This window comes from Aureimonas altamirensis, assembly GCF_001463885.1.
In the GTDB taxonomy this organism is placed as follows: Bacteria; Pseudomonadota; Alphaproteobacteria; order Rhizobiales; family Rhizobiaceae; genus Aureimonas; species Aureimonas altamirensis.
Map to the genome: position 1 here is coordinate 82898 of NZ_BBWQ01000012.1, position 13938 is coordinate 96835.

Below are 13938 nucleotides of genomic sequence, written 5' to 3' on the forward strand. Positions count from 1 at the left end.
CCCGCCGCAAACGGCGTGCCAGCGTTGACATCGCCAAGGGCCCCTCTTATCTCTCGCACGTTCTTAAAGTCCAGCCGGTTCCGGTCAAGTCAAGCGGCGACCCGCCGGCGGCGGCGGGCGGTGAAAAACCCCACCGCCAATTCTCTTGGAAGGACCCTTCATGGTCAGTTTCGGTGGCCTAGCCCGCTTGTTGTTCGGTTCGGCCAACGGCCGGCGCGTCCGGCGCTTCGATCCGACGGTTCGCGCGATCAACGCGCTTGAGCCAGAGCTGGAAGCCTTGTCAGACGAAGAGCTCGTCGCTCGCACGCAGCGTTTCCGCGAGGAAATCGCCGGCGGCAAGACGATCGACGATCTTCTGGTGCCGGCCTTCGCCACCGTACGCGAAGCCGCCAGGCGCGCGCTCGGCATGCGCCACTTCGATGTCCAGATGATCGGCGGCATGGTGCTGGCCAGCGGCGCCATCGCCGAGATGCGCACCGGCGAGGGCAAGACGCTGGTGGGCACCCTGCCCGTCTATCTGGCCGCGCTGGAAGGCAAGGGCGTGCATGTCGTTACCGTCAACGACTATCTCGCCACGCGCGACTCGGGCTGGATGGGGCGGGTCTACAAGTTTCTCGGGCTCAGCGTCGGCGTGATTACGCATGGGCTGTCCGACGACGAACGGCGCGCGGCCTATGCCTGCGACATAACCTACGCCACCAACAACGAGCTCGGCTTCGACTACCTGCGCGACAATATGAAGTACGATCGCGGGCAGATGGTGCAGCGCGGCCATCACTTCGCGATCATCGACGAGGTCGATTCGATCCTGATCGACGAGGCGCGCACGCCGCTCATCATCTCCGGCCCGCTGGACGACCGCTCCGACCTCTACAAGACCATCGACGCCTTCATCCCGCTTCTGAAGCCGGAGGATTACGAGCTCGACGAAAAGCAGCGCCAGGTTTCCTTCACCGAGGAAGGCACCGAAAAGCTGGAAGGCCTGCTGCGCGATGCCGGGCACCTTCAGGGCGAATCGCTCTACGATATCGAGAACGTGGCCATCGTCCACCACGTGAACAACGCGCTGAAGGCGCATACGCTGTTCCAGCGCGACAAGGACTACATCGTCCGTAACGACGAAATCGTCATCATCGACGAGTTCACCGGCCGCATGATGCCCGGCCGCCGCTTCTCCGAAGGGCTGCACCAGGCGCTGGAAGCCAAGGAAGGTGTGACCATCCAGCCGGAAAACCAGACGCTGGCCTCGATCACCTTCCAGAACTACTTCCGCATGTACAAGCGGCTGGCCGGCATGACGGGCACCGCCTCGACCGAGGCGAGCGAGTTTGCCGACATCTACGGGCTCGACGTCATCGAGATTCCGACGAACCTGCCGGTGCAGCGCATCGACGAGGATGACGAGGTCTACCGGACGGCGGAAGAAAAATACGCGGCCATCGTCGAGGAGATCAAGGCTGCGGCCGAGCGGCGCCAGCCGATTCTGGTGGGCACCACCTCCATCGAGAAATCCGAGTATCTCGCAGACCGCCTGCGCAAGAGCGGCCTTCAGGATTTCCAGGTTCTGAACGCCCGCTACCACGAGCAGGAAGCCTATATCGTGGCGCAGGCCGGCGTGCCCGGCGCCGTCACGATCGCCACCAACATGGCGGGTCGCGGAACCGACATCCAGCTCGGCGGCAACGCCGAAATGCGGATCGACGCCGAATTGCAGGATATGCCGGAGGGTCCGGAGCGCGACGCTCGCGCTGCCGAGATCGTCGCCGACATCAAGCGGCTCAAGCAACAGGCGCTGGAGTCCGGCGGCCTGTACGTGCTGGCCACCGAGCGGCACGAAAGCCGGCGCATCGACAACCAGCTGCGCGGCCGCTCCGGCCGTCAGGGCGATCCCGGCCGTTCCAAGTTCTATCTGTCGTTGCAGGACGACCTGATGCGCATCTTCGGGTCCGAGCGCATGGACACGATGCTGACGCGGCTTGGCCTCAAGGAAGGCGAGGCCATCGTCCATCCCTGGATCAACAAGGCGCTTGAAAAGGCCCAGAAGAAGGTCGAGGCGCGCAACTTCGACATCCGCAAGAACCTTCTGAAATACGACGACGTCATGAACGACCAGCGCCGCGTCATCTTCGACCAGCGGCTGGAACTGATGGATGCCGCGGGGCTGACCGAGACGGTCGACGACATGCGTGGCGAAACCATCGACATGCTGATCTCCAAGCATATCCCGGAGCGCGCCTATCCCGAGCAATGGGAAAGCCGGCAGCTTGCCGAGGATATCCGCGAAATCGTCAATCTCGACCTGCCCATCGAGGAATGGGCGGCCGAGGAAGGCATCGACGACAGCGACATCCGCAAGCGCGTTCACGAGGCCGCCGATGCGGCTGCCGCCGAAAAGACGGAGCGCTTCGGACCCGAAGTCACGGCTTACGTGCAACGCTCCATCGTCCTGCAGACCATCGACGGCCTGTGGCGCGAGCATCTGGTGAACCTGGATCACCTGCGCTCGGTCGTCGGCTTCCGCGGCTATGCCCAGCGCGACCCGCTGAACGAGTACAAGTCCGAAGCGTTCGAGCTCTTCCAGTCGATGCTCGACAATCTGCGCGAGCGTGTGACGCAGCAATTGTCGCGCGTGGAGATCCAGCAGCGGCCTCCGGAGCCCGAGCCGCAGGACCTGCCGCCGATGCAGGCGCATCATGTCGACGCCACCACCGGCGAAGACGAGGTCGACAACTCCGGCCGCGACCCGTCGGACCCGTCGACATGGGGCCATGTCGCGCGCAACGAGCCCTGCCCGTGCGGATCCGGCAAGAAGTTCAAGCACTGCCACGGCGTTTTCGCCTGACAACGGGCAATTCCGGTGTGCGGCAATCTGCCGCATGCCGGCACAACTTCTGAATTCTTGAGCGCGATGGCGCGCGGCAATCATCCTTCCATTCGGAACGCTCGGACCATGCGGTCCGGGATCAGGGATGGAAAGTCGATCTCATGCCCGCCCGCTTCTCTGCCACTGCCCTTGCCGCGTGCATTCTTGCGCCGACATTTCCGGCGGCTGCGCCTTTCGGCCTGCATGCCGGCGACAGGCCGCCATCTTTCACGATCATGCGGGATAATGGGGACGGCACTGTGGTTGTCGGGGATCTCCCCGCGGCCTATCCCGGCCTCGTCCAGTTCTATGCACGGTATGACGAGGCGAACGGCCTGCTCGATTGCAGGCGTAACGGCGCCGTTCGATGGCGACGTCGAGGGCATCGCGGCCCGATCCTATTTCGATGCGCTCGCCTCCCGCCTGTCCGGCCGCTACGGCGAGGCGAAGTTCTATTCCTTTGCTATCCCCGCCGGCACCGACCATGCCGGCTGGACGGCCGAGATCGCGGCAGGCAGACGCTATCATTACGCCTTCTGGCATGGCGCGCTGGATGATGAAGCGCGATCCGTAGCGCTCAGCGTCGGCGCCGGCAGTGACGGGCGCCCCTTCGTGCTGCTGACCTATGATTTCGTCAACTTCGATCGCTGCGTGGAAACGCGCGCTTTGGCGGAGACCCCGGCGCTCTAAACCCGCGCTTCAGGCCACCGATGCGCGCTGCTGCCGCAACTTCGGCGGCTGCCGATTCAACCAGGCATGCGAGCCGTTCTGCGGGGAAGCGATGCCACGCGAGGCGGCATACATGGTCGTCGCCCAATCGTCGTTGGACATGTCGATTGGTTGCCGGCTGTTGTCGGCGGTCGGTGCGGTGAGATCGGCAGATAGATACGACATGACCGGTTTCCTCCCGATGGGTGACGGCCTGCACTTGCGGCCGTTCTCATCTGCACAACCTGAAGGAGGCTTCAGTCGTTCCGCGCCCATGGCGCAAGAAGGGGCAGAATGCCTGAAATGTGATCAGCGAAAGAAAAAAGCCCGCACCGGGGGAGGACCGGGCGGGCTTTGAAAATGGCGGGCTATTTGGGAGGAGGAAGCCCGCTAAGTGTTTTTATATCGATTTAAACGGTCGGATACCAGCGCTGCGTCTGCATGGCAGCCATGCATTGCTGCATGGCCGGCCTTATCGGTTAAGCAGGGAACCGAACATCGATGTCTTGGCCGGCGTGACGCGATTGCCGAGACGGTCATACCCCTGGCGGCGGTTCTGTTCCCGCGCATAGGCTTCCGCTGTGATCGGATCGCCCGTGCGATAGGTAAAGGTGGACTGCATGGCAAAATCGCTCGGGTTCATCTTGGCGACAAGCGAAGCGATCTCGGCATCGTCGGAAATGCGGCGCGCGGCAATGGCCGGGCTTTCCTGCACCGTCGGGCAGGCGCCGGCCGCATCCAGCTCCGTCCCCTCGGGAAGCGCGGCATTGAAAAGGTAGCGCCGTTCGCAGACATCGACCTTCACAGGGCGCTTCGTCACCTCGAAGCTGTCATACCCCTGCTTGAGCATGGACCAGAAGGCATAGTGTTCGGAATTCTTGTGCCGCGCCATGTTCTTCGGCGTCATCCGGAACGGATAGGCCTGGAACTGGAAGTTACGCTGCCCGCCTGTAAAGGATTCCCGGGCAAGGGCGTAGATTTCCTCGATCTGCTCGTTATCCATCGCGTAGCAGCCCGACGAGTTGCACGAGCCGTGCACCATCAGGTGCTGGCCGGTGAACCCATTGGAGGCATCGTAGCGGTTGGGATAGCCGATATTGATGGACAGATGATGCTGCGAGCGCGGGTTCAGCGAACCGCGCGTGATGTTGTAGAACCCTTCGGGAGCCTGCCGGTCGCCCTCGGCGCGCTTCGGCCCGAGTTTTCCGGACCAGGCACAGATGGGGTAGGTCTTCAGCAGCGCATAGGTGCCGCTGTCGGTCTGCTTCCAGACCTCGAGCTCAGACTCTTCCTTGAACAGGCGCACCAGCATGGGTGAATGCTGCCCCATGCCCTTGGCGCGCATATCCTTGACGAGCGCTGCCGGCAGGGGCGCTTCCGAACCCATGAGGTCGTCGATGCTTCCCGGCTGGCAGGCCGCGAGCACCATCATTCCGGCTCCCATCAGGGCGGCAGTAGCAAGGCGTCTGGCGAACATTCCCCGTTCCCCTCTGCGGCCGGACGTTTCGCCACGTCCCTGGCCGTATCGATCCAACTTTCTCGCCGAATTATGACTCCGTCAACCTTGCAGGCGGGTTAACGAAACGAAAAGCATTCTACCGAAGGGCTCAAACCTTGAGGTCGCGACCCATGGTCAGGAACTTCTGGCGGCGCTCGCGGCGCAGTTCATCTCCGTCCAGCCCGGCGAGCGAGGCGAAGGCATTGCGTATCGCGGCGCCTGCGCGCTGGATAGTGGCGTCCTTGTCGCGGTGCGCCCCGCCGATCGGCTCTTCGATGATCTCGTCGATGATGCCGAAGCCCTTGAGGTCCTGCGCGGTGATCTTCATCGCCTGCGCGACGTCCTTGGCGCGTGTGGCGTCACGCCACAGGATGGACGCCCCCGCCTCCGGAGAAATGACACTGTAGATTGCATGCTCCAGCATCAGTACGCGGTTGGCCGCGGCGATGGCGATGGCACCGCCGGAGCCGCCCTCGCCGATGACGAGCGATACCAGCGGCACTTTCAGGTTAAGGCAGGTTTCCGTCGACCGGGCGATCGCTTCCGCCTGTCCGCGCTCTTCGGCGCCGATGCCGGGATAGGCGCCGGCCGTATCCACCAGCGTCAGCACGGGCACGCCAAAACGCTCGGCCAGGTCCATCAGCCGCACGGCCTTGCGGTAGCCTTCCGGACGCGCCATGCCGAAATTGTGCTTCAGTCGCGTCTGGGTGTCGGAGCCCTTTTCCTGCCCGATGACCGCGACGGGCTGGCCGTCGAAGCGGCCGAAGCCGGAAATGATCGCAAGATCCTCGGCGAAATAGCGGTCGCCCGCCAGCGGCGTGAAATCGGTGATCAGCGCGTTGACATAGTCGAGGCAGTGCGGCCTGTCGGGGTGACGCGCAACCTGTGTCTTCTGCCAGGGCGAAAGCTTGCGATAGAGATCCAGCAGCGCGTCCTGCGAACGCTTTTCGAGCCGCGCGATATCGTCGCCGACATCGAGGCTGCCTTCGTCATTGCTGATCCGCTTCAACTCCAGGATCTGGCTGTCGAGATCGGCGACCGGTTTTTCGAAGTCGAGGTAGTTGTGCATCCGTCAGCGGCGGGGCCGTCCTTTTGCCAGCCGGACTTCCGCAAGACACGGGAAAGGCCGGGAGGCCGATGATTTTGCGCGCAAACTGACGACAAGCCCCTGCCTTGTCAAGGAAGCCACCCGTTGCGCCCGGCCTCGGCGTTTCAACCATCCTCGAAGGCGTCCGACAGGGGATGATGCGCGGTCACGAGATCCACCAGCCGGTTTTCGAGGACATGCGTATAGATTTCGGTGGTCGAGATATCGGCATGGCCGAGAAGCTCCTGAACCACGCGCAGGTCCGCGCCGTTCTGCAAAAGGTGGCTGGCAAAGGCGTGGCGCAGCACATGCGGCGACACGATGGACGGCGGCAGCCCGGCGCGCGCCGCCAACCCCTTCAGCTCCCGCGCCACGGCCTGCCGGGTCACGTGGCCGCTGGCGGACAAAGCGGGGAACAACCATTGGGAACCGCCCTTCGCGGTCTCGGCCGATGCCGAAAAGATGGTCAGCGCTTCGGCCGCGCGCTCGCCCAGCGGCACCAGCCTGTCCTTGCCGCCCTTGCCGCGCACCAGGATGGCCGCGCCTCCGGCGCGCAGGACCGAGCGCGGCAGGCCGATCAGTTCCGATATGCGCATGCCCGATGCGTAGAGCGTCTCGGCAAAGGCATGCAGCCGCAGGGCCCGCAGCCGCCGTGCCGGCGACAGGTCCGTGTCGGCGGCCTCGGCCTCGGCCCGGTCCAGCAGGCGGCCGGCCTGGTCTTCCGACAGGGATTTCGGCAGCGTCCTGGCCTTGCGGGGTGCGTCGAGCGACCCGGTCGGATCGTCCGGCCGCCGGCCCTCCGTATAGAGAAAGCGAAAGAACTGCCGCATCGCCGCCATGCGGCGCCGGCGCGTGGCCGGGGCAAGCCCCGCTTTGGCGAGTTCGTTCATCAGGGCAGACAGATCGTCGGGGCCCGCGGCTTCCAGCCGGACGGTCAGCCGCTCCGAAATGTCGGTCAGATCGCGACGATAGGCCGCCAGCGTGTGGGGCGACGCGCCGCGCTCCACGGCAAGCGCCTCGAGGAATTCGTCGATGGCGCGGCTCATGGCTGGCTGGACGCGGACCCGTCGACCTCTTCCGCCGGGGTCTGCCCGCCCTGCCCCAGGCTGCGCAGCGGCACCGTTTCCATGACTTCGCTCTGGTTCGGTTCGACATACAGCACCAGCAGCGCCATGGACGCGATGACCACGGCGGCGATGACGATCAGGGCGGACAGGAGTCGAACGAGTGTAGGCATGTCGCTTTCGGGCTTCGGACCGTTCAGAGCAGCGATTGTCCCTCGGCAAGGGTTAACACTTCCATTGCCCCCGCGCCAAGCTTGACGCGGACGGCGCTTTCCTGTTTTCGAGGCGGATCACAATGAAGGGCACGCCCCCCGTATGACGTCCACCGCCGACAAGACACGGCTCAAGGCCGCGCCGCTGGAGCTGCATGGCCGCTCCATCGCGCTTGTCGGGCTGATGGGCGCCGGCAAGACGACCATCGGCCGCAAGCTGGCGCAGATCCTGGGCCTGCCCTTCGTGGATTCCGACGCGGAGATCGAACGCGTGTCGCGCATGACGGTATCGGAACTCTTCGCCGCCTATGGCGAGCCCGAGTTCCGGGCGCTGGAAGCCCGCGTCGTCGCGCGCATCGCCGAAGAAGAGCCCCGCGTGATCGGCACGGGCGGCGGCGCCTACATGAACGAGGCGACCCGGGAGCTGCTGCGCGAGCGCGCCTATACCGTCTGGCTGAAAGCCGACCTCGACCTTCTGATGGAACGCGTCTCGAAGCGCCCGACGCGGCCTTTGCTGCAGGCGGCCGATCCGCGCGCCGTGATGCGCGAGCTGATGGACCATCGCTACCCCATCTACGCACAGGCGGATTTGACCGTGCAAAGCCGCAATGCGCGGCGCGAGACGATCGCAGCGGAGATCGTTTCGGCGCTGCGCCAAAAGATCGAAAAGGACAGGCAAGCGCGATGATCGTTTCCGACGCAGGCGCCGATACGCGCACGGTGCATGTGGACCTCGGCGCACGCTCCTACGACATCCTCGTCGGCGGCGGGCTGGTGGCCCGCGCCGGACAGGAGATCGCCGCGCGGCTGCCCGGCATCCGCGCCGCCATCGTGACCGACGCCAATGTCGCGCCGCTGCATCTGGACCGCCTGTCCGCAGCCTTGGACGAAGCCGGGATCGGCCACGTGCCCATCGTTCTGCCTGCGGGCGAAACCACCAAGAGCTTCGACCACCTGATGCAGCTTGTCGATGCGCTTCTCGGCGCGCGGCTGGAACGCGGCGATGCCGTCATTGCGCTGGGCGGCGGCGTGATCGGCGACCTGTCGGGCTTTGCGGCCGGCATCGTGCGGCGGGGCATGCGTTTCGTCCAGCTACCGACCAGCCTTCTGGCACAGGTGGACTCTTCCGTCGGTGGCAAGACGGGCATCAACTCCCCGCGCGGAAAAAACCTGATCGGCGTCTTCCACCAGCCGGCGCTGGTGCTGGCCGATACGGACATCCTCTCCACCCTCTCCAGGCGGGAATTCGCCGCCGGCTATGCCGAGGTGGTCAAGTACGGCCTGATCGACAGGCCGGACTTCTTCGAATGGCTGGAAGCCAATCATGCCGCGATCTTCGCGGGGGGGCCGGCACGCGTCGAGGCCGTGGCACGGTGCTGCGAGGCCAAGGCCGCCGTCGTTGCCGACGACGAGCGCGAAGACGGCAACCGCGCGCTGCTCAACCTCGGCCATACATTCGGGCATGCGCTGGAATCGGCCGTCCGCTACGACCCGGAGCGCCTGGTGCATGGCGAGGGCGTGGCCATCGGCATGGCGCTGGCGCACCGCTTTTCGCACCGGCTGGGCCTGATCGACGGGCAGGATGTCACGCGGGTGGAACGCCATCTGCAGGCCGTGGGCCTGCCCACCCGCATCGACGCCATACCGGGGCCTGCCCTGGACGTCGATACGTTGATGGACAGGATCGCACAGGACAAGAAGGTTTCCCGGGGGCAGCTCACCTTCATCCTGACGCGCGGCATCGGCCAGTCGTTCATCGCCAAAGAAGTCGTGCCCGACGACGTCCGCGCCTTCCTCAGCGCGGAGACGGCTGCGGCCGCCTGACGCGCTGCGGCGATACGTAGCTGCGCCGCCAGCGATCCGGGATCACCAATGTCGCAATGCCGAGCGCCAGGCTGAACACGGCGGGCGCCGCAAGGCTTGTCTCCGGCATGGTGCGGTAAGCCAGCGCGCCGGCCGTCGCGCCGACGAGCATGCCGACGAAGGGCACGATCTGCAGCGGCCATCCGCCACCCGTCTCCCCCATCAGCCGGCGGCCGATGCCGCGTCCGAAGCGTGACAGCGCCCCGGTGACGAAGGTGATGCCGAAGGCCTGCCCCTCCACCTGCTCGATGCCCGAATTCAGCATGCCCATCGCAAGCACCGCCGCCAGCATCGGCCAGATCGCGCCCGGTAGCGCCATCGGCACGGCGATCAGCACCGCCGTGACGAACAGGAGCGGCACATGGTTGCGCCGGGTCAGGCGTATGAAGATCTCACCCAGGGCATTGCCGGCCACGAAGACGAAGAGGATGGCCGCCAGCATGGCCGCGTGCTGGTACTGCCCGCGCACCAGCGCTGCGGCGAACTCGGTGGTGTTGCCGCTCATGAACGAGACGTAGCTTCCGATCATCATCAGGCCGATCGCATCCGTCATGCCGGCGAGCGCCGACAGGCAGACCGTCAGGAACAGGCCGGCGCCCAGCCTCCCGCGCCGCAGCCTGCGATGCCGCCGCCTGTGCGGCGTCGTCACCGGCGTGCGGCCTCTGACGGTGCGCGCGCCTCGATGGCCAAAGCATGGATGCCGCCGGCAAGCTCGCCCGCCAGCGCCGCGTTTACGGCACGGTGCCGCTCGAGCCGGCTCATCGGCGCGAAGGCGTCGGCCACGATACGGACACGGAAATGGGTTTCTCCGGTACCGTCGAAGGGCGCGTGATGGCTTGTATCGTGATGGTGGCCCGCATGAAGGTGGCTCTCGTTCACGACCTCGAGGCTGTCCGGCCTGAAGGCGGCGGCAAGCTTTTCTTCGATGGCGGACTGGATGCTCATGGCGTGCCCCGGATTCGCTGCGACGTAAAGTTTCCGTTTCGCGCGGCTTTTCGCGTCTGTCAATTCTTGTTAGCGCGCGCGCTGGAACCCATAATTGTCCGTGATGAAGCTCGATTCCAAATATTTCGACCGTATCCGCGTCAAGGCAGGCACCAAGCCCGAGCCGCTGACCCCGGAATGCGCCTGGGAAGGCTGCTGCGAACCCGGCACGCACCGGGCGCCGCGCGGCCGCGACCAGGAGGGGCAGTATTATTTCTTCTGCTTCGAGCACGTCCGCCAGTACAACAAGAGCTACAATTATTTCTCCGGCCTTGCCGACAACGACATCCAGGCCTTCCTGAAGGATTCCATGACCGGGCATCGGCCCACCTGGAAGATGGGCGCCAACTCCAGCGGCGGCGCGCAGCCGCAAGGCGAGGCCGCCCCCGGCAAGCGATGGAGCCGCCATACCCACGCCTACAATCTGTTCCGCGACGGGGAATTGCCGCGGCGCGATGGGCCCCGGCGGCGGGCAAGGCCCCTGGAAGTCAAGGCGATGGCCACGCTTGGCGTGCGTCAGGATGCCGATGGCGAGACCATCCGTTTGCGCTACAAGGCGCTGGTCAAACAGTACCACCCCGACGCCAATGGCGGGGACCGTGGCAGCGAGGATAGGTTGCGCGAGGTTATCCAAGCCTACAAGTTGCTTAAGCAGGCCGGTTTCTGCTGAACCGGCTTCAAATGGCGGCTGAAAGGTTCTACAGCTTCGGGCGCAAGAAAACGATCGATCGGCGCGTCTGGCGATGCCGATCCATGGAGGTGTGATGAGTGCAGCGGAACTGGAAGTGGCCGGGTTGCCCGACGCCATAGTCTCCGTCCGCGAAACCTTCGGTTTCGACAGCGATCTGAAAGTCCCGGCCTATTCCGTGGCCGACCCGCATGTGCCGGAGATCGACCCGGATTACCTCTTCGACAAGCAGACCACACTGGCCATCCTGGCCGGTTTTGCGAAGAATCGTCGCGTGATGGTTTCGGGCTTTCACGGCACGGGCAAATCCACCCATATCGAGCAGGTGGCCGCCCGGCTGAACTGGCCTTGCGTCCGCGTCAACCTCGACAGCCATGTCAGCCGCATCGACCTTGTCGGCAAGGATGCGATCACCCTGCGCGAGGGACAGCAGGTCACCGAATTCCGCGACGGAATTCTGCCCTGGGCCTACCAGAACAATGTCGCGCTGGTCTTCGACGAGTACGACGCCGGCCGTCCGGACGTGATGTTCGTCATCCAGCGCGTGCTGGAATCGAGCGGCCGACTGACGCTTCTGGACCAGAGCCGCGTCATCCGCCCGCATCCGGCCTTCCGTCTGTTCGCCACCGCCAACACCGTCGGCCTCGGCGATACGACGGGCCTCTATCATGGCACGCAGCAGATCAACCAGGCGCAGATGGACCGCTGGTCCATCGTCACGGTGCTGAACTACCTGCCGCATGACAACGAGGTCGGCATCGTGATGGCCAAGGCGCGCCATTTCGACAGCAAGGAAGGCCGGCAGACCGTTTCGCGCATGGTGCGTGTCGCCGACCTGACGCGCTCGGCCTTCGTCAACGGCGACCTGTCGACCGTGATGAGCCCGCGCACCGTCATCACCTGGGCCGAGAATGCCGAGATCTTCGGCGATGTCGGCTTTGCGTTCCGCCTGACATTCCTCAACAAATGCGACGAGCTGGAGCGGCCGCTGGTCGCCGAGTTCTATCAGCGCGCTTTCGGTGAGGAACTGCCGGAATCCGCTTCCAACCTCGTTCTCGACTGAGCGGCTCATGGCGCGTCCGGGCGACAATTCCAGGCCGGGCAAGCTGCCGGCATTCGACCGGGAGCCGTTCCGGCGCGCCATAACCGGCTGCATGCGCGCCATCGCCGGCGAGGCCGAGCTGGACGTTACCTTCGGCAACGAGCGGCCCGGACTATCGGGCTCCAAGGCGCGCCTGCCCGACCTGCCGAAGCGGCCGGATGTCTCCGATATCGCGGTCACGCGCGGGCTGGCCGATGCCATGGCCCTGCGCCGCGCCCGGCATGACACCAAGGTTCATGCCAACCTGTCGCCCGAAGGGCGCAACGCCCGCGCCGTCTTCGATGCTGCCGAGCAGGCGCGGTGCGAGGCGATCGGCGCAAACGCCATGCAGGGTGTAGGCGACAATCTGTCGGCCATGCTGGAAGACAAGTACCAGCGTTCCAACCTGTCCGCCGTCACCGACAAGGCAGAGGCGCCGTTGGAAGACGCAGTGGCGTTGATGATCCGCGAGCAGCTCACCGGCCGGCCGGCGCCCGAAAGCGCCCGGGCCGTCGTCGACGTCTGGCGCGACTGGATCGCCGAGCGGACCGGAGAGCGATTCGGGCGGCTGAACGAGTTGATCGAGGATCAGCGCGCCTTTTCCCGCGCCATGCGTGACGTTCTCGTGGCGATGGAGATGGCCGAGGAACTGGCCAACGAAGAGCCCGAAGAAAGCGGCGACGACGAGGAGGCCGGCGACAACCAGGCGCGCGACTCCGAGGAATCGGGCGCGGAAAAAGAAGCCGGGCAGGAAGACTCCCAGCCGCAGGAAACCGATGTCGAAGGCGAGACCGACGAGGCAGCCGAGGCCGAGGCTTCCGACGCATCCGCCGACGACCCTTCGGAGGATGATTCCGCCGATACCGAAGCGCCGGGCGATACGCGCCGTCCCAACCAGCCGCTGACGTTGCAGGCGGGCGACAGCGACTACAAGATCTTCTCCACCCAGTTCGACGAAATCGTCGGCGCCGAAGACCTGTGCGACGAAGAGGAGCTGGAGCGCCTGCGCTCGTTCCTCGACAAGCAGCTCGCGGCCCTGCAGGGCGTGGTCGGGCGGCTGGCCAACCGTCTGCAACGCCGGCTGATGGCGCAGCAGAACCGATCATGGGACTTCGACCTCGAAGAGGGCTATCTCGATACGGCGCGGCTGATCCGCCTTGTCACCGATCCCATGCAGCCGCTGTCCTACAAGATGGAGCGGGACACCGAGTTCCGCGACACGATCGTGACGCTGCTCATCGACAATTCCGGATCGATGCGTGGACGCCCGATCACCGTTGCAGCCACCTGCGCCGATATCCTTGCCCGGACGCTGGAGCGATGCGGCGTGAAGGTGGAAGTTCTGGGCTTCACGACCCGCGCGTGGAAGGGTGGCCAGTCCCAGGAGCAATGGCGCAAGGAAGGCAAGCCGCCTCGCCCCGGCCGGCTCAACGACATACGCCACATCGTCTACAAGTCGGCCGACGCGCCCTGGCGGCGCGCAAAGCGCAATCTGGGCCTGATGATGCGCGAGGGGTTGCTGAAGGAAAATATCGACGGCGAGGCGCTGATCTGGGCTCATAATCGCCTTCTGGCGCGCTCGGAACAGCGGCGTATCCTGATGGTCATTTCCGACGGAGCACCGGTGGACGACTCCACCTCCTCCGCAAACCCCGGCAATTACCTGGAGCGGCACCTGCGCTCCGTCATCGACGAGATCGAGCAGCGTTCGCCCGTGGAGTTGCTGGCCATCGGCATCGGCCATGACGTGACGCGCTACTATCGCCGCGCCGTCACCATCGTCGATGCGGAAGAGCTGGCCGGCGCCATGACGGAACAGCTTGCTTCCCTGTTCGACCTGGAGGGTGAAGGCGGAGGAAGTCGACGTCGGGCCGCGTCCCGTCGTTGAAG

General features: G+C 65.2%; 14 protein-coding genes. 7 read left to right on the forward strand and 7 right to left on the reverse strand.

Annotated elements, in window-relative coordinates; genetic code table 11:
• Window positions 1–160: 160 nt before the first annotated feature.
• Together secA and AUL31_RS10465 are read left to right on the forward strand one after the other, a co-directional pair.
• Window positions 161–2842 carry a preprotein translocase subunit SecA gene (secA, locus tag AUL31_RS10460; RefSeq protein ID WP_060605681.1) on the forward strand — a complete coding sequence of 894 codons (2682 nt, stop codon included), beginning with the start codon at window positions 161–163 and terminating at the stop codon, window positions 2840–2842.
• 339 nt (window positions 2843–3181) lie between these two features.
• A complete protein-coding gene (locus AUL31_RS10465; protein ID WP_060605683.1) occupies window positions 3182–3553 on the forward strand; it encodes a hypothetical protein in 372 nt (123 codons plus the stop codon).
• Between the two features lie 9 nt (window positions 3554–3562).
• Here AUL31_RS10465 and AUL31_RS10470 read toward each other — a convergent pair whose 3' ends face one another.
• The 5 genes from AUL31_RS10470 to AUL31_RS20485 form a co-directional block, all read right to left on the reverse strand.
• Window positions 3563–3757, reverse strand: coding sequence for a hypothetical protein (locus AUL31_RS10470; RefSeq protein WP_060605686.1), 195 nt, complete (start codon window positions 3755–3757; stop codon window positions 3563–3565).
• A 286-nt stretch (window positions 3758–4043) separates the two neighbouring features.
• Entirely contained in the window at window positions 4044–5048 is a 1005-nt protein-coding gene (locus AUL31_RS10475; protein ID WP_073469120.1) for a L,D-transpeptidase family protein, read from the reverse strand.
• 130 nt (window positions 5049–5178) lie between these two features.
• Complete coding sequence (locus AUL31_RS10480) at window positions 5179–6138, reverse strand: acetyl-CoA carboxylase carboxyltransferase subunit alpha (protein ID WP_060605692.1); 960 nt, start codon at window positions 6136–6138, stop codon at window positions 5179–5181.
• 143 nt (window positions 6139–6281) lie between these two features.
• Entirely contained in the window at window positions 6282–7202 is a 921-nt protein-coding gene (locus AUL31_RS10485) for a site-specific tyrosine recombinase XerD (RefSeq protein WP_060605695.1), read from the reverse strand.
• Window positions 7199–7393, reverse strand: a complete 195-nt coding sequence (locus tag AUL31_RS20485; RefSeq protein ID WP_060605698.1) for a hypothetical protein — start codon at window positions 7391–7393, stop codon at window positions 7199–7201. Before AUL31_RS20485 ends, AUL31_RS10485 begins: the two co-directional genes overlap by 4 nt.
• Window positions 7394–7535: 142 nt before the next feature.
• On the opposite strand from AUL31_RS20485, the gene AUL31_RS10495 reads away from it, so the two are divergent.
• Window positions 7536–8120, forward strand: coding sequence for a shikimate kinase (locus AUL31_RS10495; protein WP_060605701.1), 585 nt, complete (start codon window positions 7536–7538; stop codon window positions 8118–8120).
• On the forward strand, window positions 8117–9256 hold the full coding sequence (gene aroB, locus AUL31_RS10500; protein ID WP_060605704.1) for a 3-dehydroquinate synthase: 1140 nt from the start codon (window positions 8117–8119) through the stop codon (window positions 9254–9256). The genes AUL31_RS10495 and aroB overlap by 4 nt, the downstream gene beginning before the upstream one ends.
• On the opposite strand, the gene AUL31_RS10505 is transcribed toward aroB, so the two are convergent.
• Entirely contained in the window at window positions 9228–9944 is a 717-nt protein-coding gene (locus AUL31_RS10505; protein ID WP_073469119.1) for a YoaK family protein, read from the reverse strand. The two genes, aroB and AUL31_RS10505, sit on opposite strands and share 29 nt — an antisense overlap.
• Window positions 9941–10240: a BolA family protein gene (locus tag AUL31_RS10510; protein WP_060605707.1), complete on the reverse strand. Its 300-nt coding sequence runs from the start codon at window positions 10238–10240 to the stop codon at window positions 9941–9943. Before AUL31_RS10510 ends, AUL31_RS10505 begins: the two co-directional genes overlap by 4 nt.
• 103 nt (window positions 10241–10343) lie before the next feature.
• On the opposite strand from AUL31_RS10510, the gene AUL31_RS10515 reads away from it, so the two are divergent.
• From AUL31_RS10515 to cobT, 3 genes are all read left to right on the forward strand, one after another.
• Window positions 10344–10949, forward strand: coding sequence for a J domain-containing protein (locus AUL31_RS10515; RefSeq protein WP_060605710.1), 606 nt, complete (start codon window positions 10344–10346; stop codon window positions 10947–10949).
• Between the two features lie 94 nt (window positions 10950–11043).
• Window positions 11044–12030, forward strand: a complete 987-nt coding sequence (gene cobS / locus AUL31_RS10520) for a cobaltochelatase subunit CobS (protein ID WP_060605713.1) — start codon at window positions 11044–11046, stop codon at window positions 12028–12030.
• A 7-nt stretch (window positions 12031–12037) separates the two neighbouring features.
• Entirely contained in the window at window positions 12038–13936 is a 1899-nt protein-coding gene (gene cobT, locus AUL31_RS10525; protein ID WP_060605716.1) for a cobaltochelatase subunit CobT, read from the forward strand.
• The last annotated feature ends 2 nt before the right edge of the window (window positions 13937–13938 follow it).